Annotated in this window: 18 protein-coding genes and 2 pseudogenes; 11 read left to right on the top strand and 9 right to left on the bottom strand. The window is 43.1% G+C overall.

Annotated features, from left to right (window positions below):
- Positions 1-60: 60 nt before the first annotated feature.
- Positions 61-2,877, bottom strand: coding sequence for a TonB-dependent receptor (locus P4S60_RS16580; RefSeq protein ID WP_337116666.1), 2,817 nt, complete (start codon positions 2,875-2,877; stop codon positions 61-63).
- A gap of 599 nt (positions 2,878-3,476) precedes the next feature.
- Here P4S60_RS16580 and P4S60_RS16585 point away from each other — a divergent pair.
- The 5 genes from P4S60_RS16585 to P4S60_RS16605 all read left to right on the top strand — a co-directional run bounded on the left by P4S60_RS16585 (position 3,477) and on the right by P4S60_RS16605 (position 10,241).
- The gene (locus P4S60_RS16585) at positions 3,477-4,439 is read left to right on the top strand and encodes a glycoside hydrolase family 43 protein (RefSeq protein WP_054552276.1); all 963 of its coding nucleotides are present in this window, start codon (positions 3,477-3,479) and stop codon (positions 4,437-4,439) included.
- A gap of 353 nt (positions 4,440-4,792) precedes the next feature.
- A complete protein-coding gene (locus P4S60_RS16590) occupies positions 4,793-8,212 on the top strand; it encodes a LamG-like jellyroll fold domain-containing protein (protein WP_337116668.1) in 3,420 nt (1,139 codons plus the stop codon).
- 130 nt (positions 8,213-8,342) lie between these two features.
- The gene (locus P4S60_RS16595) at positions 8,343-8,762 is read left to right on the top strand and encodes a hypothetical protein (protein WP_337116669.1); all 420 of its coding nucleotides are present in this window, start codon (positions 8,343-8,345) and stop codon (positions 8,760-8,762) included.
- Between the two features lie 474 nt (positions 8,763-9,236).
- A complete protein-coding gene (locus P4S60_RS16600; protein ID WP_337116670.1) occupies positions 9,237-9,671 on the top strand; it encodes a DUF4019 domain-containing protein in 435 nt (144 codons plus the stop codon).
- A gap of 174 nt (positions 9,672-9,845) precedes the next feature.
- Complete coding sequence (locus P4S60_RS16605; protein ID WP_337116671.1) at positions 9,846-10,241, top strand: DUF4019 domain-containing protein; 396 nt, start codon at positions 9,846-9,848, stop codon at positions 10,239-10,241.
- Here the strand turns inward: P4S60_RS16605 and P4S60_RS21555 are convergent.
- Positions 10,234-10,407: pseudogene (locus tag P4S60_RS21555) on the bottom strand (hypothetical protein); the annotation flags it as partial. The gene P4S60_RS16605 and the pseudogene P4S60_RS21555 overlap by 8 nt on opposite strands.
- On the opposite strand from P4S60_RS21555, the pseudogene P4S60_RS21560 reads away from it, so the two are divergent.
- Positions 10,325-10,513: pseudogene (locus tag P4S60_RS21560) on the top strand (pentapeptide repeat-containing protein); the annotation flags it as partial. The pseudogenes P4S60_RS21555 and P4S60_RS21560 overlap by 83 nt on opposite strands.
- A gap of 55 nt (positions 10,514-10,568) precedes the next feature.
- On the opposite strand, the gene P4S60_RS16610 reads toward P4S60_RS21560, so the two are convergent.
- The 6 genes from P4S60_RS16610 to P4S60_RS16635 form a co-directional block, all read right to left on the bottom strand.
- Positions 10,569-12,515, bottom strand: a complete 1,947-nt coding sequence (locus P4S60_RS16610; RefSeq protein WP_337116672.1) for an RICIN domain-containing protein — start codon at positions 12,513-12,515, stop codon at positions 10,569-10,571.
- 12 nt (positions 12,516-12,527) lie between these two features.
- On the bottom strand, positions 12,528-13,739 hold the full coding sequence (locus tag P4S60_RS16615; protein WP_337116673.1) for an aldose epimerase family protein: 1,212 nt from the start codon (positions 13,737-13,739) through the stop codon (positions 12,528-12,530).
- 71 nt (positions 13,740-13,810) lie between these two features.
- Entirely contained in the window at positions 13,811-14,395 is a 585-nt protein-coding gene (locus tag P4S60_RS16620) for an HAD family hydrolase (RefSeq protein WP_337116674.1), read from the bottom strand.
- A gap of 136 nt (positions 14,396-14,531) precedes the next feature.
- A complete protein-coding gene (gene araA / locus P4S60_RS16625; protein ID WP_188729276.1) occupies positions 14,532-16,031 on the bottom strand; it encodes an L-arabinose isomerase in 1,500 nt (499 codons plus the stop codon).
- 23 nt (positions 16,032-16,054) lie between these two features.
- Complete coding sequence (locus P4S60_RS16630) at positions 16,055-16,750, bottom strand: L-ribulose-5-phosphate 4-epimerase (protein ID WP_054552270.1); 696 nt, start codon at positions 16,748-16,750, stop codon at positions 16,055-16,057.
- Complete coding sequence (locus P4S60_RS16635; protein ID WP_337116675.1) at positions 16,747-18,399, bottom strand: ribulokinase; 1,653 nt, start codon at positions 18,397-18,399, stop codon at positions 16,747-16,749. Before P4S60_RS16635 ends, P4S60_RS16630 begins: the two co-directional genes overlap by 4 nt.
- A 231-nt stretch (positions 18,400-18,630) precedes the next feature.
- Between P4S60_RS16635 and tal the strand changes: the two genes are divergently transcribed.
- The gene (tal, locus tag P4S60_RS16640) at positions 18,631-19,584 is read left to right on the top strand and encodes a transaldolase (protein ID WP_054552268.1); all 954 of its coding nucleotides are present in this window, start codon (positions 18,631-18,633) and stop codon (positions 19,582-19,584) included.
- 122 nt (positions 19,585-19,706) lie between these two features.
- Here tal and tkt read toward each other — a convergent pair whose 3' ends face one another.
- Positions 19,707-21,707, bottom strand: coding sequence for a transketolase (gene tkt, locus P4S60_RS16645; protein WP_337116676.1), 2,001 nt, complete (start codon positions 21,705-21,707; stop codon positions 19,707-19,709).
- A gap of 426 nt (positions 21,708-22,133) precedes the next feature.
- Between tkt and P4S60_RS16650 the strand changes: the two genes are divergently transcribed.
- The 4 genes from P4S60_RS16650 to P4S60_RS16665 all read left to right on the top strand — a co-directional run bounded on the left by P4S60_RS16650 (position 22,134) and on the right by P4S60_RS16665 (position 25,233).
- Positions 22,134-22,949 carry a MipA/OmpV family protein gene (locus P4S60_RS16650; protein WP_337116677.1) on the top strand — a complete coding sequence of 272 codons (816 nt, stop codon included), beginning with the start codon at positions 22,134-22,136 and terminating at the stop codon, positions 22,947-22,949.
- Positions 22,949-23,332, top strand: a complete 384-nt coding sequence (locus P4S60_RS16655; protein ID WP_337116678.1) for a DUF3019 domain-containing protein — start codon at positions 22,949-22,951, stop codon at positions 23,330-23,332. Before P4S60_RS16650 ends, P4S60_RS16655 begins: the two co-directional genes overlap by 1 nt.
- Complete coding sequence (locus P4S60_RS16660; protein ID WP_337116679.1) at positions 23,332-24,042, top strand: response regulator transcription factor; 711 nt, start codon at positions 23,332-23,334, stop codon at positions 24,040-24,042. Before P4S60_RS16655 ends, P4S60_RS16660 begins: the two co-directional genes overlap by 1 nt.
- Positions 24,043-24,114: 72 nt before the next feature.
- On the top strand, positions 24,115-25,233 hold the full coding sequence (locus P4S60_RS16665; RefSeq protein WP_337116680.1) for an ATP-binding protein: 1,119 nt from the start codon (positions 24,115-24,117) through the stop codon (positions 25,231-25,233).
- Positions 25,234-25,372 lie beyond the last annotated feature (139 nt).

Here is a 25,372-nt window from a genome sequence, read left to right on the forward strand (position 1 = left end):
TATCGCGCCAGCAATAAAAAACCCCAGCAAAGCCGGGGTTTTTGGGTCTATTCAAGAAATTTAGAAAGAATAACGTGCACCAAGTGCGAATGTGCGTGAGTAGATACCGTTACCAAAATTAAATAGGTTGTCGTTACCTTCACCATAGTAGTTTTGATATACGTCATCTAGGATGTTCGTTGCATCAAAAGTAACCACTAAATCATCATTCACATTGTAGCTAAATTGGAAATCTAAGCTTTGCTCAGGACGACTCCAGAATTGAATCGGGTTAGCAAAGATTGCCGCTTCGTTACCTGTGTAGAACTCAGAACGCCATACATAAGATAAACGCATGTCGAATGAATCACGCTCGTAGATACCTACGATACTGTATGATTCATCAGAAACACCGGCCATTTGTGAATCAACATAACCAGAGATTTCACCCGTCTCATCGAATTCAGGTGTATCTTGTGATGAATCAAGCATGGTGTAGCTTGCTTGCACACCAAAACCGTTTAAGTACTCAGGTAAGTTTTCTGGGAAGTAAACTAAACCAATTTCTAAACCAGATAGTTCACCGTTTGAAGCATTCACAGGTGCACTTAATACATATGGACGTGTTACGCCATCATCGCCTTCGCGCACAACTTGCTTACGACCCGCAACAACTAAGCCTTCAATTTCACGCTTAAAGTAAGCTGCGTAAAGTGAGCTTGTATCTGCGAAATACCATTCAAGTGATACGTCGTAGTTCTTTGATTCTGTTGGTTTAAGATCTGGGTTACCACCATTACCTGTACCGTAGGTAGCACCTTCTGTTAAAGGATCATACCAGTATTGCAGTGCGTTTAAGTCAGCAAAGTTAGGCATACGTAATGTTTCTGTGTACGCAACACGACCCACTACATCATCAGTGATATTCCAGTTAAGAACAAAGCTTGGTAGTAATGCGCTGCTATCAGCACTTGCTGAGCTTTCTTCAAATACATTTGAGTTCATGCCGCCAGACTCGGCAACAAAGTCCATGTCTTGTTCATAGCTTACATAACGTAAACCGAACTCACCGCTGATATCTTCCGTTAAGAAGAAGTTAGTTGTTGCATATAGCGCGTATGAGTTTTCTTCGATATCAAATGTTTTGTAAACGTCTTCAGCTTCAATGCCATATACGCTACGAACCGCATCGCCATTATCTAGCATGTAACCACCATCAGCAGTTACAAAGCTGTTGAATACATCAGCACGGCCATCGAAATAGTCATCAACTTGGAACACAATGCCAGTACCATCGCCAGATGCACCCGCCGCTGCAAGCTGTTCAATTAAGCTTGCTACAGAGGTGTTAGCAATACCTGCATCTTGACCACGCGTGTACTCTTGAGCAGTACGTTTTTCGTAACGACCACCGAACTTCACTTTATCGAAAATAGCGCCGCCAATTAGGTATTCAGCATCAAACGTGAAAGTTAATGCGTCACCTGCGTTACCGCCGCCATTGTCATAAATTGTACCTGCATTCCAGTTTTCGATAGCAGCCATATCTGCTTCGTTTACCGTTGTATTTGGGTCATCCCAAAACGCGATACCTGGTACGCCGTCTTTATCGTTAAAGTCTACATCTAAACCATATGCAGTGCGGTCAAAACGCATTGCGAAGAAATCTGTTTCGTACTCACTGTCTTGGTAAACAACTTCTGTATTAATGGTTAGGTAATCGCTAGCTTGCCACTCTGCACCTAATGCATATAAGTAGCTATCTGTTTTACCGTATGAGTAGTCACCACTTTGGAAGCCGCCAGCGCCAATCGCTTGCTTTTCTTTAATAACGTTAGTGCCATCAAACACCGTTGGTGTTTCAATGAAGCCGTTACCATTTTCAAACGTATTTGAGAACCACATCGCGTTTTGCGATTCGTTTTCGTAACCTGTGTAGAAACCTTCAGCTGTGATTTCGAGTGTTTCATTAGGTGCCCACTGTAAAGAGACAGACGCAGCTGGACGCTTACGAAGACCAGTGAATGAAGTACCAAAAATAGCATCACGTGCAAGTAGGTATTCAGTTGGCTCACCATTTACGTCTAAAGTAGAACCTGCCGCAGTCGGTAGACCTAACTCAGTACCTTGAGTCCAAAATTCATTTGGTACACGTGAGTACGGTGAGTAGTTGTACTGTGGTTTATCAGTAAAGAATGGGAACGCTGCACCCGCTGTAATGGTGTCATCGCGGTAATGTGTTTCAGCATAAGAAATATTGAAAAGTGCACCAAACTCACCAGCACCGTCGATTTCCCAACGGTTAGAAAGTAACGCACTGATATTTGGATCAACTTCATCTGGTTGATCTGAGTAAATCGCACGTGCCGCTAAAACAACTTTTTCACCTTCGAAGTTGAAAGGACGGTGGGTTTTAATATCAATCGCACCTGCGATACCGCGTTCGATTTGGTCCGCCGAACGGGTTTTATAAACTGTTACGCCTGAAAGTAAACTTGCAGGAATGTCTTGCAGCGCCACATCACGACCCGCACCTGTAAAGATAGCGCGGCCATTAACTGTGGTATTAACATCAGTAAGACCACGGATTGAAACCGCACTTACTTCACCAGCACCACGGCCTGTTGTTTGTACACCTGTCACACGTTGTAGTGCTTCAACCACGTTGTTATCAGGGAATTTACCAATATCTTCAGCAACAATTGCATCCACGATTTGAACGCTTGCACGTTTTTCATCTAGCGCTTTGTTTAAACTGCCGCGAATACCTGATACTTGAATAACCTCCATCTCATCGACGTTATTCTCAGGAGTTTTTGGTGCTTCCTCCTGTGCAAAAGCAAATTGACAGGTAAATGCCATAACTACAGCACTGGCTATGTGTGTTCTTTTAAACATAAGCGGTGTTCTCCAAATTATAGTTATATCGGTCCGCTGAACTTTCCCCATTCAGTTACCGAAGAGTGACCACTGCATTGTGCATCGTGTGTTGTCAAAACGGTGCGCGAGTGAATCTACATTTTATTATGTTAATACATTGCTGCCTGAACTTTAATCATATTGTATGATTATTTAACAGTCAACTCAAAAAGCCAAATTAAAATTAGTGCCATTATGTTTACAAAAAACGTTGTAATTATAACACGTTACAAACTCAAAAAGGGCTGCGTTTTTATTATGGGAATTTATGTAGACCCATTATTATCAGTCACTTAGCGTTTATTTGTTTGCTTGTTTAATTTGTCTTTAGTTCATCCAGAGCGACAAAAAAGGGCTAACAAGTTATTTACCCGGCGTATTTTGATGCTACTATGATAAAAATACAATAATACAATATAGAGTTATTTTTTGCTGCACTTTTACTGGTTTGTTTCGATGTAAACAATCAGTTACTCAGTATAATCAGGCATACACTGTGTATTATCTGGTCATTTAGAGCGAGCTCTAAATACAAAAGCTGCGGTTCGAACAACAATTATTAGTCACAGAGGACACTCATGAAGAAATTGAAAGCGTTAGCGCTGCCATTGCTTTTTTCGAGCAGCTTAGCTGTTGCACAAAACCCATTATTCACCGATGTATTTACTGCAGACCCAGCAGCACTTGTTCACAATGACACTGTATACCTTTATACAGGTCATGATGAAGCACCTAATAATGATGTGTTTTTTGAAATGCACGACTGGTTAGTCTTTTCATCAACAGACATGGTGAACTGGAAAAAACACGGCCCAATCATGAAAGCAACCGACTTTAAATGGGCTAAAGGCGAAGCATGGGCTTCACACATGATTGAGCGTGATGGCACTTTCTATTTCTTTACAACCGTTCGTCACAACGACACAAAACCAGGTTTTGCAATTGGTGTTGCGACGTCTAAATCACCAACAGGTCCATTTAAAGACGCGATTGGCCATGCATTGGTTACCGATGATATGACCAAGCACACGCCAAATGATTGGGACGACATCGACCCTGCAATCTTTACTGAAGAAAACGGCGATACTTACATGTTCTTTGGTAACTTAATGCCAAAATACGTAAAGCTAAGCGACGACTTACTGTCTCTTGATGGTGAAATTAAAACGCTAGACTTGCCTAACTTTACCGAAGCGTTATGGGTTCATAAGAAAAACGACAACTACTATGTTTCGTACGCATGTGAGTTCCCAGAGAAGATCTGTTATGCCATGAGTAAAAGTATTCATGGCCCGTGGGAATATAAAGGTATCTTGAATGAGATCGCAGGTAACAGCGAAACCAACCACCAATCAATCATCGAATACAAAGGTAAAGACTACTTTATTTACCATACTGGTGCTGTACCACCGATTGATGGAAAACCAAGTGGCGGGCGTTTTCGTCGCTCAGTGGCGATTGAGCCACTTTACTACAACGAAGATGGCACACTTAAACGTATTATCATGACCACTGAAGGTCTAAGTAAACAAGACAAGTAATATCAAAAAGGGCTCTTTAAGAGCCCTTTTTAATGCTCAAATGTAATACAAATAAACAAATTTAACGGAAAATCCTCACTTTCAGATAAGCAAAAAACTTCCCTAATAGCGCAAAAACAGCGAAAAAAACGCCAAAAATGGCAACTTGAAAAAATTAAAATCACGCTGTAAATATTGTAAACACTGACACTTCATGTTTACATATCAATTACCTTTGCAAAAGTATTTGCACATTTTAAATCGTACTATAAAATTACAATACTACGTTCTTATTAGTTTGATATAGGCACGCGGCAATTTTATTGACAACAATCGAATAAAAAATGAATCCCAGTTTCAAGAGGACACATAAAATGAAATTAAATAAATTAGCCATGGTCATAGCCTGCTCTTTGGCTGTTACAGGTTGTGGCAAAGAAGATGGTACTAAGCTTGACACAGCACCAGCGGTTGCCGACCCGCAAAGTGCAAAACCGACAGTAAGCAGCAGTGTTGAATACACTGAATCTGGTAGCGTAATGGTTACCAATGTAAGCGTGCACGATCCTTCTGTCGTTAAAGTTGACGACACATATTATATTTTTGGTTCACACCTTGCTGCCGCTAAATCAACTGATCTCTTGAACTGGGAAATGATTTCGAGCCTTTCAGCTAACGCAGCCGTTAATGAAAGCCCATTATTCGATTACAACTACACAGGTGAAATTGCCGAAGGTATTGAATGGACAGACGGCTTCACAGGAAACTGGGCGGCCGATGTAATCAAAGCGCCAAATGGCAAATTTTGGTTCTACTATAACCACTGTGCACAAGATAACCCAGATACCGCAGATGTGGTTGATGAAGTGTGTTGGAACCGCTCTTACCTTGGCTTAGCTGAAGCTGACAATATTGAAGGCCCATACAAAAACAAAGGTATTTTCTTACGCAGTGGTTATCGCTCAGAAGCTGAATTTACAGCTTACCCACTTGATAACGGCCAAACGACATGGAATGGTGCCGTTGATCCTAACGTAATCGATCCAGCGGCATTCTATGATGCTGACGGCAAACTGTGGATGGTTTACGGCTCATACTCTGGCGGTATTTTCGTACTAGCAATGGACGAAGAAACGGGTATGCCAGAAGCTGGTCAAGGCTATGGTAAAAAGCTAGTAGGCGGCGACTTCCGTGCAATGGAAGGTGCATTTGTTATGTACAGCCCAGAAAGTGAATACTACTACTTATTCTACTCAGTAGCTGGTTTTGCGCTAAATGATGGTTACAACATCCGTGTTGCTCGCTCTAAAACACCGGATGGTCCTTACCTAGATAACGCAGGTAATGACATTGCAGCTATCGGCGGCCTAGAGGTCGGCGAAAAACTAATGGGTGGCTTTGAGTATACACAAGAGCTTGGCGAAACAGCACCAGCATGGGGCTACCAATCACCAGGTCATAACTCTGCTTACTACGATGAAGCGACAGGTCGCCATATTTTAGTAACGCATACGCGTTTCCCGCAAACATCGACTGAGTTCCCAACCATTTCAGAAGCGCACCAAGTTCGCGTACATGAAATGTTCATTAACTCATTAGGTTGGCCTATGGCTTCTCCACAACGTTATGTGCCGCTTGAAGGCGACAACATGGTTGTGGCAGATGAACTTTATGGTTATTACAAATTTATCAACCATGGTAACGATGTAAATACAGATGCTATTCGTTCAATGCATATTGCTTTAAACGAAGATCACTCAGTAACCGGTGATGATCCAGGTATCTGGTACATGATTGATGACTCAAATATTAAGCTTGAGTTAGATTCTGGTACGTACTTTGGTGTGGCTAAATGGCAATGGGATGATGCAACTAAAGCGATGGTGGTCACTGTATCTGCAACATCAAGCGAAGGTGCAACCATTTGGGCAAGTAAACGTGATGAAATCACAGATACAGCTAACGTGCTGGGTACTGTTCAAGAAGCGCTAGATATTAAAACTGAATTATCAATTGCAGACGAAGGCTACTCATTACCAACAAAAGGTAAAGACGGTGCTGCAATTAACTGGGAAAGTAGTGATGAGTACTACATCACCAGTGAAGGCTCAGTATTTATTCCAACACCAGATCGCGGTGATAAAGCAGTTACGTTAACGGCTAATATCTCATTAAACGGTGAAAGCACAACCAAAACATTCAATGTAAGTATTGAAGCGCGCCCTGAGTTTAAAAATGCGATTGCACACTATGCATTTGAAGATTCACTCAGTGATGGCTTAGGAAACCTTGATGATGCGGGTGTAACAGACAACAGCATGCTAAATGTGGGTGCTGGTACAGCAGCCTACGCTGAAGGTCAAACAGGTAAAGCATTTAACTTTGATGGTGCAACGGGTGTTCGTTTACCTGATGATCTTGTTACTGGCGATGAGTACACTATTTCATACTGGTTTAAGCCAACTGTACTGACTAACTTCACGCCTACATTCTTCGCGGCAACCTCTGATGCACGTTGGATGAGCTTGATCCCAGGTAGTACCCACTTTACAACAACACCAATGCTTTGGAGTCGTTACTTAGCTGATGATGGCACAGATATGTGGAACCAAATCATCTCTGACTCACCAGCGGTAATGGATTGGAATCATATTGCCATCACTTATGCTAATGGCACAGCGACACTTTATCGTGATGGTGTACGCTCAGGTACGATGCCACGTCCTGATTTCTTTAGCACACAAACAGGTAACTTTGCGCTGGGTGTGAACTACGGTTGGGACTTACCTTTCCAAGGTCAAATTGATGAATTTATAGTCTATGACTATGCGCTAAACGGCTTAGATATCAATGGTGCGGCTATCAATAACCTGACAGATCCGACTAAATTCGAAGACTTCATTACGGATGCGCTTGATTTAGGTGATGTTTCTGCAGTTCGTGATAGCTTTGAATTACCACGAGTCGGTCCATTTGTATCTGGTATTAGCTGGACGTCAAACAACGAAGAGTACTTAAAACCAGTTAACGGCACGGCTGTTGTGACACAACCAAGTGCGTCTGCTGGCGACCAAGTTGTAACATTAACCGCAACCATTAAGTACAAAGACTTTACTGATACTAAGTCATTCGATGTAACCTTAAAATCACTTGCACCTGCTGAATACAGCTTTGAAGGTGACCTAACTGCATTAAACGGCGCATACGCGGCGGGTAAATCAACGGGTGGTTTCATCAATAATACAGGCGGTAGCGTAAGCTATGTTGACGGTGTAATTGGTCAAGCAGTATTCCTAGAAGGTTCAGGTGTTCGTTTACCGGATAACCTAATCACTACTAATGACTACTCTGTATCTATGTGGCTAAAACCAGAAAGCTTCACAGATTACACAACAGCATTCTTTGCCGGTGCAAGTGCAAACGCATGGTTAAGTTATGTACCATCGATGGCAGGCTCAGCGCTAACGCGTTTATGGGCAAATAATGGTGCCTTCTTCGATAATGCAGAACTAGATAGCCGTATTCCTGCAAAAGAGTGGACACATGTTGCTTTCACCGTTGATGGTACAAACGGTGATGTACTGAAGATGTATGTTAACGGTGAACTACAGCTAGAAACCGATGGCTTCCCACGTGTATTCACGGTTCCTGGTGAAACAAATGAGTTTGCTCTAGGTGTTAACTACTGGGATACGCCATACCACGGTGCTATCGATGAACTGAAAATTTTCAACGGTGCGATTAGCGCTGAAGAAATAAAAGCACTCTTTGATGCAGCTGCTGCACAAGAGTAACAAAGTGAGGTGAGCTGCCTCACCTCAACTATTTGTTGTCTGGAAAGGCCGGGTGAAAACCCGGCTTTTTTCTAAAGCTTTAGTACCTTTTGCCGATACATATATATCATTCACTTTCATCGCTCTCATTATGGCTATTAACTCATTAGCAAGTGCGCTAACTATCTCAAACGCAGGCACAGCAAGCAGTAATACCCACTCAAAAGTAGGCTACAAACTTAGCAGCCAAGAGATTAATAAACTCTCTAGTCGTGAAGTAGAGCCCGCTCAAAAAGAAGAAGTATCTAGCGAACTCCCCGCGCATATTCGCAAAATGGTTGAGCAACTTGAAAAGCTCAAAGAACAACTCGAACTCGCCAAAGAGCAATTAGCCAAACTGCAAGCGCTTAAAAACCAAGAAGATGAAGCAGTAAAAGTGCAAGTTGAAACACAGACCAAGATGGTGATGGAAATCCAAACGCAAATAATGTCTCTTAGCCAATCAATTAGCGACGCAATAAAAGAAGCAGGTATTAGCGACCCCGGAGTGCTAATGAGCGTTCTGGTGTGATAGAAGCTTTAAGCTGTAAGTTTTGAACTATAAGCTTTAAGTCTCAAGTTTTACTCTTGTCGCTTTCATCTCGCTAACTCCCTTTTATGCTCACTTTACTCTTGCTAACTTTCCCCTCGCTAACTTCTCTCAAAAAACCCCAAAAAGGGTCAAAAACCCAGTAGCTATGCGGGCTCTGAAATATCGAGCACGCAAATACGAAACTTCCTTAGCAGCAAAAATAAGTGTTATTTAGGGTCATTGTTGTTACATTTAATAGCTGTTAAAACGACTTGCTTTGTTCAATAAATCAACAACATAAACTTAACCACCTAACCTACATAGCCACTTTGCGAACTCAATTGCAAAGACCGCTCAAATAAAAAACAACACTTAAATCCCACCAAAGAGCCCTACCTAGCACTTTGTCAGTATAGAAATCAACCAACTCATTCGTATTATGAATTCACCCTATGAACGAAGTGAGGGCGTCTTATGCGTCAAATTTTATTACTTTCTGTAAATGGATTTACGCTACAAAAACTGTTTTTACTGACATCGTTATTGGTGTGTTTTTTCACCTCAGCTGAAGAGACAAGCCCTATCTCAACAGCGAGAGCATGGTTAACCTTGGTTGATTCTGGAGAATACCACGAGAGCTGGCAGCAAGCTGATCAGGTTTTTCAAAACACCACACCAAAAGCTCGCTGGCAAACGGCCTTAAATCAAATACGCGTTCCTTTAGGCAGAGTTATGTCTCGCACCTATTTTGGTACCGCAGAATATAGCTCATTACCCGGCCTGCCAAATGGTGAGTATTTAGTGGTTAAGTTTCAAACCGAGTTTATGAATAAAGAGGCAGTAGTTGAAACACTCAGCCTTAGCAAAGCCGCCGATGGCTGGCACCCATTAGGCTATCTGATCGATTAGTATAAAGCAGCGCAAAGCGCCCTTAGGCTTTGTGCTGTAAGAGTTATCGGCAGTCAAAATACGTATCTGCGGGAAAATAAACCGCACAATCGATGAATAGTATTTATTGTTCGTCGTCGTAACATAAAAACACGTCAAGACGTACTAAATAAACAACAAGTAAATGGAATTGCTATGAGAAAAACGCTCTTACTAATCATTTTTTTAAGCTGCTTTTGTGCACATGCTGAGGAGCTCGAAGTTATTCATCGCGCTAAAAGCTGGCTTGCGTTAATCGACAACGGTCAGTATCAGCAAAGTTGGCAGCAAGCAGACTCATTATTTAAACAAACAATGCCACAAAGCAACTGGAGTAAAGCGTTAAAACAAGTTCGGGTACCGCTTGGCAAGGTGGTTTTACGTAAGAATTTAAGCCTGATGAATTACGACTCTTTGCCCGGAACACCTGATGGCGAATACGTGATCATTCAGTTTCAAAGCCAATTTATGAATAAAGAGCAGGCCATTGAAACAGTTAGCCTCAGCAAAAGCAGTGGCCAGTGGCAACCCATCGGTTATTTTATTAATTAGGAAATTGCAGAGGTTGAGATGGATTATGTTGGGTTTCGCTTCGCTCAAAACAACCGCACCGCTCAGCTTGGAACTTTACTCTCGTTAACTTTACTCTCGTTAACTTTACTCTCGTTAACTTTACTCTCGCTAACTTTACTCTCGCTAACTTTACTCTCGCTAACTTTACTCTCGCTAACTTTACTCTCGCTAACTTTACTCTCGCTAACTTTACTCTCGCTAACTTTACTCTCGCTAACTTTACTCTTGCTAACTTGAGCCATCAGCTATAAAAAAAGCCACTCATAAATGAAGTGGCTTTGGTTGAGTCGATTTTTTACTTATAACTTAATTTGGTTCACGCAGATGGAACACTTGGCACTTGTTACCTAAATCAGGTTGTTGTGCGAAATTAGTGTTTTCAGCTAAACCACAGTCACTTAAACCAAGCGCTTGTTTTGTGTAGCGGTTGATCAGCATAACGCCACCGCCTTCTACCGGAGCAATACGCCACTGTGCTGTTTTCGCTGCACAAGACGCCATTTCTACGTTGGCACCTGGTACTAAGGCGTTATCAGCTACCGCAGCACAGAACTCGCTATCAGCGCTTTGCTTAAGGCTTACATAGCCTGTATCTGTTGGTGTGAAGAACCATTGCTGTGCATCTTTATGCGTAAAAGCTTGTTGCTCAACATTGGTACCCGCTTTAACCGTACCAGCCACGCTAAGTGCTTTACCACTTTGTTGGCTTAATACGGCAACACTGCCCATAGGGCGTAATTGCCAGTCGCCACACGCTGTTGCGTTGCTTTGCTGTAAAACCGCTTGGTTTTGTGCGGCAGAACAACCAGCAGCCGCTAATGGCTTGCCTGTATAACGGTTAGTAATAGAGACATTACCATCTGTACTTGGTGCTACTTTCCACTGTTGGCAGAAGTTATTGCGCCATGCTGCAGATTGTACTTTAGCGTTATCTGCATCATTACAGCTTTCAAGCTCTAAGAACTTACTGTCTTCACGGTTAGCTAAACGAACAAAACCATCTGTTGTTGCATCAATAACCCATTGACCATTGGTGCTTGCACACTGACGTTGAACTGCACGTGCATCTTGTGGATCAGCTGCAATGTCTAAACATAAGCCGCTTGTTGCATTCACTAATTGGTAACGTTGACCTTGCACTCGCGTTACCAGTGGGCCGTATTCACCTGATGGCGGAGCTACTTCAACGCCTGGTGTTAATGGTTTACCAAAGCTTGGTGTGCCATCGTCGTTCCAAGTGAATTTTTGCGCACGTAATGAACGAGTCGCACTACAACCGTGCTCTACCGAATCATTACCGTGATAAACTAACCAATCTTCTGTGCCGTCTGGCGATGTGAAAAAGCCGTTGTGACCTGGGCCAAACACTTCTTCTGTACGCTCAAATACTGGCTTGTCGTATTTTTTCCAGCTGCTCGCTTTAAGCGGATCGTCACCAACAAGCTCAAGCATACCTAGTTTGTAATCAGGAGTATTACAGAAGCTCGCTGAGTACGTCATAAACGTACGGCCATTGTGCTGTAAAATTTCAGCGCCTTCAGTTACTTTACGACCACTTATTTCCCAATCTAGCTCAGGACGTGTGATCACCGTATGCGGTGAGTTCTTCTTCAGAGTCCATGGGTTTTCCATTTCAGCAATAATGTTTAATTGCTGATCACCCTGCCATTGTGAGTAGATCACATATAGCTTTTCTTTGTATGTTAGGTAGTTACCGTCGATGTTCCATACGTTAGGCATTAATGCGCCCTTGTATTCGTATGGACCCATAGGGTCATCACCAGCACTTTCTAATACGTTTAAGTGTTGGTTATCTAAAGTGCCATCAGTACCGGCTGTGTACATCATGTACCAACGGTAGCCGTTTGGCCCTTTTAGACGATGGAATTCAAACGCCCAGAAGTTACAACAGCGCTCAGGGTTCGAATCAGACCAAACATTGATAGGTGTTGCATCAGCAAGGCCCGCTAATGTTGGTGATTTACGCATTACTAACTCAGAAGTCCATGTTGTTGTAGTTAGGTAATAGTTACCATCCCAATACTCAAGCCATGGATCGGCGCCATTTGGGAAAAGAGGATTAGTAAAAATACCATCATCTTGAATTGGCGCTTTTGCTGTGGCTGCGACATCTGCTTTGGCTGTGTTGTCTTCAGCCGTAGTCTGACAGCCCGTCAGAGCGCTAAACGACAAGGCAAATAGGCTAGCTAAACCAGCCTTTTGCATTGCGTTTTTAAGCTTTGTTGTTTTCACGTTTGTGTTCCTTTATTTTGTACCAAATTCGTACACGATGCGTGTTGAATACACGTCACCTGGCAGTAATGTTGTGCTTGGGAACGTTGGCTGATTAGGTGCATCAGGGAAATGCTGTGGCTCTAAACAAAAACCACTTCTGAAATTATGCACTAAGCCAGACGCTTGCTGAGTACTACCGTCTAAGAAGTTACCTGAATAAAACTGTACTGCAGGCTCTTCTGTGTAAACTGTTAACGTACGGCCTGAGTTTGCTTCGTAAACCGTCGCAGCTTCTACAAGCTCATTGCTTGGCGTGTCTTTAAGCACAAAGTTATGGTCATAACCTTTACCAAGTTTCAGTTGTTCGTTGCTTGCTTTGATATCTTGACCAATTGCTTTAGCAGTAAGGAAGTCAAACGGTGTGCCAGCCACATCCATCAACTCACCAGTTGGGATCAAGCCGCCATCCACAGGCGTAATTGCTTTTGCGTTGATTTGCATTTGGTGATCAAGAATGTCGCCTTTACCCGCTAGGTTGAAGTAGCTGTGTTGCGTCATATTGATAATGGTAGGCTTGCTTGTTGTCGCAATAAACTGCATATCTAGCGTGTTGTTGTTCGTTAGCGTGTAAGTCACTTCTGTCGTCACTTCACCCGGGTAACCTTGGTCACCATCAGGGCTCACTAAACTTAAAGTAACGCCAGCACTGTTTTGCGTCGTGAACGGTGTCATGTTCCATACTTTCTTATCGAAACCTTGCACACCACCATGTAAATGGTTGTCACCATCGTTAGTCGCTAATTGGTATTCAGTGCCGTTTAAGGTGAATTTACCGTTTGCGATACGGTTACCAAAACGCCCGATGATTGCACCGTAGTAAGTTGTCGCTTTTGTGTATGCTTCTAGGTTATCTAAACCCAGTACAATATTACCCATTTCGCCTTTTGCATCTGGCGTCTCAATACGCGTGATAATGCCGCCGTAGTTAATCACATCAACGCTAATACCATTGCTGTTAGTCAGCGTTACTTGATTAACTGGGGTTTGATCAGCAAGTACGCCATAGGCCGTCATTGATGCTGAAGGGGAAGTCGTCATATTGTCTCCTTGATGAGCACACGCTGGTGTAAGGGCAATCCCACATGTCACCAACAATGCATAAAGCCCGCGCGACTTTTTCGTGTTCGAACTGGCTGTTTGATGAGTTGTTTTTAAACCTTGGAAAACACATTGCAATGACATATGAATAACCTTTTTGTAATTGTATTTATAGTTTTATAATACAAATACAGGTGTCATTGCAAATTTAATCGCTAAAGTTGGATTTTGCCGTCTTTCACCATGATGCAATCCATCCCCGCACTTTTGGCGGCTTGGTAGCCAATTTGCGTGTCTTCAAACACCACACATTGACTTGGTTCAACACCTAAAAGCGCTGCCACTTTTAAGAATGTTTCTGGGTTCGGCTTGCCTTTACTTACATCACTGGCAGTCACTAACGCACCTATTTTATTTATTAAATTGGTATCAGTTAGATGATCAATTGCATGTTCGCGGTCAGCGCCTGTGCCTACCCCAATCGGTAATACACCATGGTACTTTTCAAGTACTGCGACGGTTTCGTCAATTACCAGCGGTTGGTGCTGTAAATCAACCCAAAACTGGTGTTTATCTTTTGCCACAACCAGAGGGTCGTGTTCTAAACCAAATTTTTCGTTAAGCATTTCAATTGTTTTAACGGTCGGAATGCCACCTAAGCTATACATGTAGTCGTAATCGAATGGATACCCATAGGCTTCGCAAGCTTTCTGCCATGCCTGTAAGTGACTGCCCATTGAGTCAATTAAGGTGCCATCCATATCAAAAATAATGCCTTGGTAGGCGCTTAAATCGATCATATCTACTCCTAAAAAGTTTCGCTTCACAATAGCATAAGCCAGCGAAGAGCGTGGCTCATCACTGGCTTAATCGACAACAAAATTTGGGGTGAACGTGCTCACACACAGCACGTTCTAGTACATAAAGTACTAATTCTTACAGGCCACGTTTTAGCATGTAGTAAGCTGCGTTATGACGAAGCTCTGTTTTGAAACCACGGATCGTCGTATCGTTATCGATGATCATCGTTTCAACGCCAGCCATTTCAGCAAAATCGATAATCATATCGGTTGTTACTGCTTGGCTGTATGCAGTGTGGTGTGCACCACCGGCGTGGATCCATGCAGCTGATGCTACAGATAGATTTGGTTTTGGTTCCCAAAGCGCTGAAGCAACCGGTAAGTGAGGTAAATCAGCTGGCGGAGCCACTGTGTCTACTTCGTTGATTAAGATACGGAAACGGTTACCCATATCAATTGGTGATACGTTGATTGCAGCACCCGGTTTTGCAGTAAACAATAAACGACCTACATCACATTTCACACCAATAGTGTGCTGGTGAACTTCAAGACGTGGTTTTTGCGCTGCAATTGAAGGACACACTTCTAACATGTGCGCGCCAAGTACTTGGTCAGTCTCACCCATGTTGTAAGTGTAATCTTCCATGAATGAACAACCGCCGTCACGGCCTTCACCCATTACTTTCATGATGCGAACCATAGCAGCTGTTTTCCAGTCACCCTCACCACCGTAACCATAGCCTTTCGACATTAGGCGCTGTGTAGCAAGACCCGGAAGACCAGAAAGACCTGATAAGTCTTCAAAACAGTTTGTGAATGCTTTAAAGCCGCCTTTCTCTAAGAAACGCTCCATACCAAGCTCTAAACGTGCTTCGTTGCGTAGCATTTTCACTGCGTAATCGTCTTGTAGAGTCTCGTCAGCAATTACGTAGTCTTGCTTATAAAGCGCTAATTGTGCATCGATTTCGTCTTCTGTGATTGTATCAACCACTTTTACAAGCTCAGCGACACCAAACGCATGTACTTCATAACCAAAGGTAATTTGCGCTGAAACTTTGTTACCTTCAGTCACCGCAACTTGACGCATGTTGTCGCCAAAACGCGCAACTTTAAGTGTTTGGCTTTCTGCCCAACCTTTTGCCGCACGACACCAGTCATCTAACTGCTGTTGTACGTCAGCACGTTGCCAGTGACCTGCAACAACTTTACGCTCTTTACGCATTACAGTACCGATAAAACCGAACTCACGGTCACCGTGTGCACTTTGGTGCGTATTCATGTAGTTCATGTTGATGTCAGACCAAGGAAGGGCTGCATTGAACTGAGTATGAAGGTGTAACCAAGGCTTACGTAATTCGCTTAGGCCAGCAATCCACATTTTCGCAGGTGAGAAAGTGTGCATCCATAATACTAAACCAACACAGTTAGGATCCGTATTTGCCGCTTGGCAAACAGCGTGAATTTCTTCAGGTGACTTAACGGTAGGCTTACATACCAAGTTTACTGGTAGGTTCGCTTCGCTGTTTAAGCCCGCTACAATTGCTTCGCTGTCTTTGGCAACCGTTTCTAACACCTTAGGACCATAAAGATGTTGTGAGCCGGTAACAAACCAGACTTCTTTCGTCATCGTCGTCATGTTAATAATCCTCTAAATTCTTGCTATTTGCTCTGACCGTAATACGCGTTTTTACCGTGCTTACGTAGATAATGTTTATCCATCACTGCTTTTTTAAGTTCAGCTGCGTGTGGATCTAAAGTGCGTGTTAAATACGCCATGCGTGCAATCTCTTCGAGTAGCGCGGCATGGTATACAGACTGAGCGGCATCTTTACCCCACGTGAAAGGCGCATGACCCGCAACAATCACCATAGGTGCAGCTTTCGGATCGCGGTCTTGATACGCATCAGTAATTTGAATACCGGTTTCTAATTCATAATCGCCATTCACTTGCTCATCGGTTAGCTCACGAGTACAGGTGATGTCACCATGTACATAATCAGCGTGAGTTGTGCCAAGGCAAGGAATGCTTTGTTTTGCTTGCGCCCATGCAGTTGCATAGGTCGAATGCGTGTGTGTTACACCGCCAATTGCATCGAAGTGGCGATATAAATGAACATGCGTTTTAGTGTCAGAAGACGGACGCATAGACCCTTCAACGATGTTGTTTTCAAGGTCGACGATCACCATGTCGTCGGCTTTCATTTGGTCGTACGATACACCACTTGGTTTAATCGCAATTACGCCTTTGTCGCGGTCTATTTGCGATACGTTACCAAAGGTATAAATCACTAAGCCACGACGTTGCAGCTCCATGTTCGCTTCATAGACTTCACGTTTTAGTTCTGTAAAACTCATGCTTTGTCTCCGTTTACATAGCTTGCAAGTGCTTGGTAGTTGGCATAAAGCTCGTCATACACAGCAACGCGCTCAGGGTTTGGTAAATACTGATGACATACAGAGGACGCCATAACTTTTTGAGCATCTGCTACTGTTGCGTGCTCACCCGCAGCAACCGCAGCCATAATTGCCGCACCCAATGCACAGCTTTGCTCACTTTCTAAAACGTCGATTGGGCAATTCCAAACATCAGCACAGGTTTGCATTACGTAGTCTGATTTTTTAGAGATACCGCCGATAACAACCACTGACTCGATTGGTACGCCTTCACTACGGAAGCGCTCAGTGATAGCACGTGCGCCAAACGCAGTTGCTTCAACAAGCGCTTTGAAGAACTTAGGTGCATCAGTGCCCATTTTTAAGCCTGTTAATGCCATGGCAACGCTTTGGTCAGCATCTGGCGTACGACGACCATTTACCCAATCAAGCGCAGTTACGTCGCTGCTTGATACAGGCAGTGCTGCCGCTGCTTTTGATAGATCAACTAAGATTGAGTCTTCTAGCTTGTTAACTAACGCTTGCTCAGCGTCAGATAGATTTGTAAGTTGACGAGTTGGCCAAAGTACTAGGTTTTTGAACCATGCGTATAAGTCACCGAATGCAGATTGACCCGCTTCTAAGCCAATTAACCCAGGGATCACTGAACCATCAACTTGACCACAAATACCTTTAACGCAAGTATCACCTAGTTGTTCTTTAGACGTGACTGTGATGTCACACGTTGAGGTACCCATTACTTTGGTTAGAACACCAGGGCGAACATTGGCAGCGACTGCACCCATGTGACAGTCAAATGCACCGTAACCAACAACGATACCTTGAGATAAACCTAGCTTCTCGGCCCACTCAGCAGTTAAGTTGCCAGCAACTTGGTCGCTTGGCTCTGTGGTTGCATTTAACGTATCAACAACACCATCTAATAGTGGATCGATATTGCTGAAGAAGCTGTTTGGTGGGAAACCGCCCCACTGCTCGTTCCACATTTGTTTGTGGCCCGTTGCACAACGCCCTAGCTTTAATACTTCAGGGTGAGTTGTGCCGCACATTAGCGCGGTCATCCAATCGCAGTGTTCAACCCATGAATAAGTGGCTGCTTTTACACTGCTATCAACGCGGAAAATATGTAATGCTTTGGCCCAGTACCACTCAGAAGAGTAGATACCGCCCATGTGTGAAAGGTAGTTCACATCGTTGTTAGTGGCAGCTGCAGTGATTTCATTTGCTTCTTTAATAGACGTATGGTCTTTCCACAAAATGAACATCGCATTTGGATTTTCTGCAAATTCTTCAGTTAATGCCAGTGGTGTACCTTGGCTATTAATTGCCACAGGCGTTGAGCCAGTTGTATCAAAGCTCATACCCACTACTTTGTCTGCAGTACCCGCTGGAACTTGTGACCATAGACCATTTACTACTTCTACAAGGCTATCAATATAGTCTTGTGGATGCTGACGAAACTGATCCTTACTTGGGTCACAATATAAGCCTTGCGCCCAACGCGGGTAGTTTACTAAATGGCTGGCAAGTTCTTCACCAGTCGCAACATCAACGAGTAATGCTCTTACCGAGTCTGACCCGTAGTCTAATCCCAACGTATAACGAGACATAATTACCTTTCACTAATTGCTTACTAACATTGTTAGTCATTATCTTTATTTGTATGATAATATCAACAATACCAAATTGTAAAGGTATTATAAAAATATTATTAACAGGATTATTTGCTGCTGGCGGGCGATTTATTGCGCAGTTTCTCTGGAAGATTAGATTGTTTTTTCAGCACAAATAATAGGTTAAAGCCACTACATTAACTTTTGTATGATAAGAATGGGAAAACTATGTCTAGTCAATTAGAACAACTTAAAGCAGTGACAACCGTTGTTGCTGACACGGGTGATTTTGAAGCAATCAACGAATATAAACCGCAAGATGCAACAACAAACCCATCACTAATCTTAAACGCGATTCAAATTGAAAAATATCGCCCACTTGCTGCCGAAGCCGTATCATGGGCAAAAGCACAAAGCAGTGACGCAGCTGAAGTTGTAACAAAAGCAGCCGACAAGCTAGCGGTATTAATTGGCTCTAAATTAATGGAGCAAGTGCCAGGTTTAGTTTCAACAGAAGTGGATGCGCGTTTATCATTTGATACTCAAGCAACCATTGATAAAGCACTTGAGCTTGTTGCTCTATATAAAGAGCAAGGCATCGACACATCGCGCGTGTTAATCAAAATTGCTTCAACATGGGAAGGTATTCAAGCAGCCAAGGTACTTGAAGCGCAAGGTATTCGTTGCAACCTAACACTGGTATTTGCATTTGCTCAAGCACGTGCTTGTGCCGAGGTGGGCGCTTACCTAATTTCACCATTCGTTGGTCGTATTCTTGACTGGTACAAAGCACAAGATGCAAGCGCTGATTTCGACGGTGCTAACGATCCGGGTGTTAAGTCAGTAACGCATATCTACAACTACTTCAAAAAGCACGGCTACGAAACGATTGTAATGGGCGCAAGCTTCCGTAACATCGGTGAAATCCAAGAATTAGCAGGTTGTGACCGTTTAACTATCAGCCCTAAGTTACTTGCTGAATTAGCTGCAACTGACGCACCATTAACTCAAAAACTATTACCAGCAACAGAAAAAGCAGAAGCGCCAGCTGCAATGACTGAGCAAGCTTTCCGCTGGGAAATGAATGAAGATGCCATGGCTACTGAAAAGCTAAGCCAAGGTATTCGTCAGTTCGCAATTGACCAAGAGAAACTAGAGTCAATCTTAAGCGAACTAGTTTAAACCGATTGTTTAAGCAGCAAAAAGCCCGCAAACCAAAGTTTGCGGGCTTTTTTTATTGCCTACACATCATCACAAATGTAGGTTTATCGTGTTGCGATTACGATAATTTTTCGCCAGTCACATTATTCAGCAAGTAATGCATTTGCTTTTGCAACTAGGTTTGCCACTGTGAAACCAAAGTGCTCAAGCAGTACTGCGCCTGGTGCTGACTCACCAAATGTGTCCATACCTAGTACATCACCATCTTGGCCAACATACTTGAACCAGAAGTCACGGTGTGCAGCTTCAACAGCAATCTTTGGTGTACCCGCTGGTAACACGCTTTGACGGTATGCTTTATCTTGGCTATCAAACTGATTCGTTGATGGCATAGATACCACGCGAACTTGCTTGCCTTGTGCTGTTAATTCAGCAGCAGCATTCACCGCTAGTTCTACCTCAGAACCCGTTGCAATAAGGATAAGCTCTGCAGCTTGTTCGCTATCAACAAGTACATAACCCCCTTTAGCAATGTCAGCAACTTGCTGTGCATCACGTGCCATTGCTTTTGTAACTTGACGGCTGAAGATCAGTGAACTTGGGCCAGTTTCTTTTAATAACGCTTGGCGCCAAGCTACCGCAGTTTCAGTTTCATCACACGGACGCCATGCAGTCATATTTGGTGTCATGCGAAGGTTAGCGATTTGCTCGATTGGTTGGTGAGTTGGGCCATCTTCACCTTGACCGATTGAGTCATGGGTATACACAAAAATGCTCTGTGCTTTCATCAATGCTGCCATACGTACAGCATTACGTGCGTATTCCATAAACATTAAGAAGGTTGCGCCAAATGGGATAAAGCCGCCATGTAATGCAATACCATTCATGATTGCGCTCATACCAAACTCACGTACGCCATAGAATACGTAGTTACCATCAGCAGCATCTTGTAAACCTTTTGCTTCTGGCCATAAGGTTAAGTTAGAACCAGCAAGGTCGGCAGAGCCACCCATAAGTTCAGGAAGCTGGTTAGCAAAGAAGGTGATCGCATTTTGTGATGCTTTACGTGTCGCAATGTTTTGCATGTCGGCTTGGCATTTAGCAATGTACTCATCAGCTAATTCAGCGAAGTTAGCTGGTAATGCTTTTTCAAGAACACGACGTGTATATTCTTTTGCAAGTTCAGGATGTGCTTTGCTATAAGCTGCAAACTTTTGCTGCCATGCACCTTCAAGCTCTTGGCCTTTTGCTTGGGTATTCCACTCGTTATAAACCTCTTGTGGAACTTCAAATGCTGGGTGTGGCCAGTTTAGCTGCTCACGTACAGCGGCGATTTCGTCGTGACCCAGTGGTGCACCGTGACAGTCGTGGCTACCTGATTTATTTGGCGAGCCAAAACCAATCACTGTTTTACAGCAGATTAGTGTTGGTTGCGTCGTGTTGCTTTGTGCCGCTTCGATTGCACCTGCAATTGCATTCATATCGTGACCATCAACATCACGAATAACTTGCCAGCCGTAAGATTCAAAACGTGCAGGCGTATCGTCGGTGAACCAACCTTCTACTTCACCATCGATAGAGATGCCATTGTCATCCCAAAATGCGATTAGCTTGCCTAGACCTAACGTACCCGCCAGCGAACATGCTTCGTGCGAGATACCTTCCATTAGACAGCCATCACCCATAAAGCAGTAAGTGAAGTGATCAACAATTTCAAATTGTGGCTTATTGAATTGCGCCGCTAAGGTTTTTTCAGCGATTGCCATACCAACTGCGTTAGCAATACCAGAACCTAATGGGCCTGTGGTTGTTTCAACACCCGGTGTGTATCCATATTCTGGGTGACCCGGTGTTTTAGAGTGAAGCTGACGGAATTGCATAATATCTTCAATGCTTACGTCGTAACCGCTAAGGTGTAACAATGCATATTGAAGCATTGAACCATGGCCATTTGATAACACAAAGCGGTCACGGTTAGACCAGTCTGGGTTTAATGGGTTATGGCGGTGAAAGTTTTGCCACAATACCGCTGCAATATCAGCCATACCCATCGGCGCACCAGGGTGGCCAGAGTTAGCTTGTTGAACGGCATCGACAGCAAGTATGCGAATAGCATTTGCAGATTGAGAACTAGGCAGAGTCATCTTATTAGCTTCCTGTTAATATTATAATATAAATAATATCGCAAAAACTCATCCAAATAGCAACTTAATAAAGCGCTATGCCAGTAATGACGTGTATTTAGGCCTATTTTGTACCGCTAAGCGCAGGTTTTAACTCCATTTTATTGTTAATAACTTTTTCTAACTAAAGAAATGACAACACCGCTCAAAATAACCAAGGAAAAGTAGTGAAATATGCTTATTTATCAAGCAACTTACTTAACTAATTTAGATTACAAAAACCAGACCTTGCTACAATTTGGTACATTATTTCATTGTTCAAGCCATTAATAACAACTTAATGTTAACGAGATTTTTCATTTAGGTTGTTTATTTGTGACTGTTCTAGGTAGTTGCTCGCTTGGGCTACGATCTTTATTTCTAATTAGTGCGCTTTGCCTTTCAGCAATGGCAAGCAGCACTGACTCTGCGTATTTAGCAGATGAAGGAGTAAGCCTTGGTTTAAGCCTAGGCTATGGTCAACTCGACAACCCAGTTTATAAAAAAGACAACATTCCTCTTTATGCCCTACCGCGTATTGAAGTATTTGCCGGTGACTTTTCATTTGCAAATACTCAGTTTGCTTGGACACCCGTGTGGGGCGATCACTATCAAGTGTCGTTATTCACCCAACTCAATGAAGATGGGCTGTATTTTGCCAAACACTCAGCAGCACTAACTGCAATTAGAACAACCAGCGGCCGCCCTTCAATGACACCCCCACCACCCGGTTCAAGCATTGAAGCACCAGTGGTGATAAAGCGCCGCGGTGATATTACTAAAATATCAAAACGTAAACTGTCGGCCATGAGCGGTATTGAAGCGATTGTTGACTGGCAAAGCTGGCGTTTTAGCGCGTATTGGTCAATGGAGCTCACCAACTATCACAAAGGGTTACAAGGGGCATTGTCTGCACAGCGCTTGTTTTTGTTTGATCAACATCTGGTTTTACTCGGCGCCGAAATACAGCATTTAAGTGCCGGTTTAGTGGATTACTACTATGGCAGTGCTGCAAAAGAGATACGAGCCGGATTTAGCCCTTTTTTAGGTCACTCCAGTCAAAAATACAATCTAAAAGCCAGCTATCAATATCAATTTAATCAACAATGGCAATTCATAAGCGATGTAAAATACCAACGCTTATCTTCAGGTATCGCCGATAGCCCCCTTATTGATGACCGTAACTTATTGTCTTTTTATGCTGGCTTGGCGTGGAATTACTGATGATGTTGCGCTCTCGGCTTTTTTCACTCCTATTCATTTTTAGCCTCGCGTTTGTTGGCAGTACATTCGCACAAGCCGGTTATATCGAGGCAACACCTGAAAACTGTGTAACGGTAGAGCAAGATTGCGTGATGGATGTATCGATTAATTGGTATACCGAAGTCAGCGAAACGGTGTGCATTCGTGTTACTGATCAAGAAATTAGGCTGTTCTGCCAAAAGCCAAATCAAGGGCAGAACTTTGCAATCACAGTGCAAAATAATCGCAACATTGTGTTAGAGCTACTCAGCGAGCAGCTAGAACCACTAGAAAGCACTGAAATTAGTTTATTCCACCAGCATGTTAAAAAACGCCGACGTGATATCGCATGGAGTATTTTTTGATGAGCCAGCATACTATTTTATATATTGAAGATGATTTAAAACTTGCCCAGCTAGTCTCTAATTATTTGAGCAATCATGGTTATATCATTGAACACTTTGATAGTGGTTGCCATGCCTGTTACCAAGCAAGTAGTAAGAAATACGACTTAATTTTGCTCGATATCGGATTAGGCTCGGAAGATGGCTTTGAGATCTTTAAAGAACTAAAACAATACCAAGATACGCCAATTATTTTTATGACCGCAAGGCAGAGCCAAGTCGATCATATTACTGGCCTTGAGCTAGGCGCCGATGATTACCTAACCAAGCCTGTTTCCCCGTCCATTTTATTAGCGCGAATAAATAACACGATTCGTCGCAGCCAAGCTATAAAACCAACAAGCACCACTCACAACGCCCATAATATTCGCTTTGGCTCGTTGAGTATTAATACTATTCAGCGCGAAGCTTACCTGCATAGCCAGCCACTTGAACTGACCAGTGCAGAGTTCGAAATTTTGATGCAGCTTGCTAAATCAGCGGGCCAGTTGGTCAGTCGAGACCAATTATTTGATGGTACCATTGGCCGTAAATACGATGGTCAAAGCCGCACTATCGATGGCCGCATTAGTCGCTTACGCAAAAAACTCGGTGACGAAGCGGTGCCAGCACAAAAAATCGTCACGGTTTGGGGTAAAGGATATATTTTTTCTCCACAAGCGTGGGGTTAATGCAGTTTGCTACGCCTGTTTTGTTATTTGTATTTAACCCTCGCAGTTTGTCTAGGAAGTGCCGCTTGGTTATTGGAAACTTATTTTCCAAACCCACCAAGTTACAGTACAGAGCAGCAGTTAGCAGAAAACATCTTGAGTCTTGCGCCCAATAACCCTGCTATTAAACACACACCTCTGGCGAACTTTTACCTTGGTGAACAATTACAGGCATCACTTTTAGCAGGTCAGGTAATTAGTGTTAACGATGCCAATAACAATGTTTACTTTCATAAACTTGCAGATGATAGACAGACCCTATTAAGCATTGGCCCATACAGCCTACCTGCTGATCAGGGTTATCAGTCTTTAGTGAGCCTACTGTTTTACTCTAGCCTTGCCTTAGCGGTGGTAATTTTTACTGGCCCACTGCTGTTTGACTTAAATAAACTGCGCAAGGCCAGTAGTAAAATTTCTAATGCTGACTTTACTGCACAAGTGCACTTCACACGTTTTAGCTTGCTAAAGAGTATTGGCGATACTTTCGATAATATGGCATTAGCGCTTCATAACCGCAATCAAAGCCAACGCGAATTGATCAATGCTGTTTCCCATGACTTTTTAACGCCTATTTCGCGGGCTAAATTCGCCCTCGAAGCAGTCGTTGATAACAACGCTTATCGGCACAGTGTGTTGCAAGACATTATTGAACTTGAGCTATTAGTCGAAGAGTTTTTAACCTATGCCGAGCTTAAACAATGCGAACCCACCTTGTTAGTTAAAGACTACTGCCCAAATGAACTATTACAGCCCTGCATTGCTAAGTTTCAAAACTATAGCCTTTTAGCTATTCATCTTGACTGCGAATTAACAGCCATTTGCGTTGATAAACAAAGCTTTCAACGCTTATTGCAAAACTTACTTGGGAATGCGGTTCGCTTTGCTAAAACGCAAGTTCATATCAGCCTTTCACAATGCGAAAGCGGCACTTTGCTGGTGATTGAAGATGATGGCCCGGGGATCCCAGAACACATGCGCGCAAGCCTCATGCAGCCATTTTCTAAAACCGCTTCGGTGCACCAAACAGGCTATCAAGGTGTTGGCCTTGGCTTATCAATCGTTAAGCAACTGTGCCTATGGAATAACGCAAAATTTAGCTTAGATAACGCACAAACCTTGAATGGTGCAAGAGCAAGTATTCTGTTTCGATAAGCAGTTTTTCGGTAAAAATGTACCAAGCTGTAACAGTGTGTGCCAATTGTTTACATTTCATTGATGTTATAGTCACAACTCAACACTATCCCTACTGATTACAACCGTTCGCCGCTAGCGCGAGCTCATAATTATAATC

This window comes from Pseudoalteromonas sp. Hal040 (assembly GCF_037162425.1).
In the GTDB taxonomy this organism is placed as follows: Bacteria; Pseudomonadota; Gammaproteobacteria; order Enterobacterales; family Alteromonadaceae; genus Pseudoalteromonas; species Pseudoalteromonas gelatinilytica.

Excerpts from the sequence above, each read along its gene's own strand:
- P4S60_RS16580 (WP_337116666.1), bottom strand. The coding sequence starts at position 2,877 with ATGTTTAAAAGAACACACATAGCCAGTGCTGTAGTTATGGCATTTACC.
- P4S60_RS16585 (WP_054552276.1), top strand. The coding sequence starts at position 3,477 with ATGAAGAAATTGAAAGCGTTAGCGCTGCCATTGCTTTTTTCGAGCAGC.
- P4S60_RS16590 (WP_337116668.1), top strand. The coding sequence starts at position 4,793 with ATGAAATTAAATAAATTAGCCATGGTCATAGCCTGCTCTTTGGCTGTT.
- P4S60_RS16595 (WP_337116669.1), top strand. The coding sequence starts at position 8,343 with ATGGCTATTAACTCATTAGCAAGTGCGCTAACTATCTCAAACGCAGGC.
- P4S60_RS16600 (WP_337116670.1), top strand. The coding sequence starts at position 9,237 with ATGCGTCAAATTTTATTACTTTCTGTAAATGGATTTACGCTACAAAAA.
- P4S60_RS16605 (WP_337116671.1), top strand. The coding sequence starts at position 9,846 with ATGAGAAAAACGCTCTTACTAATCATTTTTTTAAGCTGCTTTTGTGCA.
- P4S60_RS16615 (WP_337116673.1), bottom strand. The coding sequence starts at position 13,739 with ATGTCATTGCAATGTGTTTTCCAAGGTTTAAAAACAACTCATCAAACA.
- P4S60_RS16620 (WP_337116674.1), bottom strand. The coding sequence starts at position 14,395 with ATGATCGATTTAAGCGCCTACCAAGGCATTATTTTTGATATGGATGGC.
- araA (WP_188729276.1), bottom strand. The coding sequence starts at position 16,031 with ATGACGACGATGACGAAAGAAGTCTGGTTTGTTACCGGCTCACAACAT.
- P4S60_RS16630 (WP_054552270.1), bottom strand. The coding sequence starts at position 16,750 with ATGAGTTTTACAGAACTAAAACGTGAAGTCTATGAAGCGAACATGGAG.
- P4S60_RS16635 (WP_337116675.1), bottom strand. The coding sequence starts at position 18,399 with ATGTCTCGTTATACGTTGGGATTAGACTACGGGTCAGACTCGGTAAGA.
- tal (WP_054552268.1), top strand. The coding sequence starts at position 18,631 with ATGTCTAGTCAATTAGAACAACTTAAAGCAGTGACAACCGTTGTTGCT.
- tkt (WP_337116676.1), bottom strand. The coding sequence starts at position 21,707 with ATGACTCTGCCTAGTTCTCAATCTGCAAATGCTATTCGCATACTTGCT.
- P4S60_RS16650 (WP_337116677.1), top strand. The coding sequence starts at position 22,134 with ATGGCAAGCAGCACTGACTCTGCGTATTTAGCAGATGAAGGAGTAAGC.
- P4S60_RS16655 (WP_337116678.1), top strand. The coding sequence starts at position 22,949 with ATGATGTTGCGCTCTCGGCTTTTTTCACTCCTATTCATTTTTAGCCTC.
- P4S60_RS16660 (WP_337116679.1), top strand. The coding sequence starts at position 23,332 with ATGAGCCAGCATACTATTTTATATATTGAAGATGATTTAAAACTTGCC.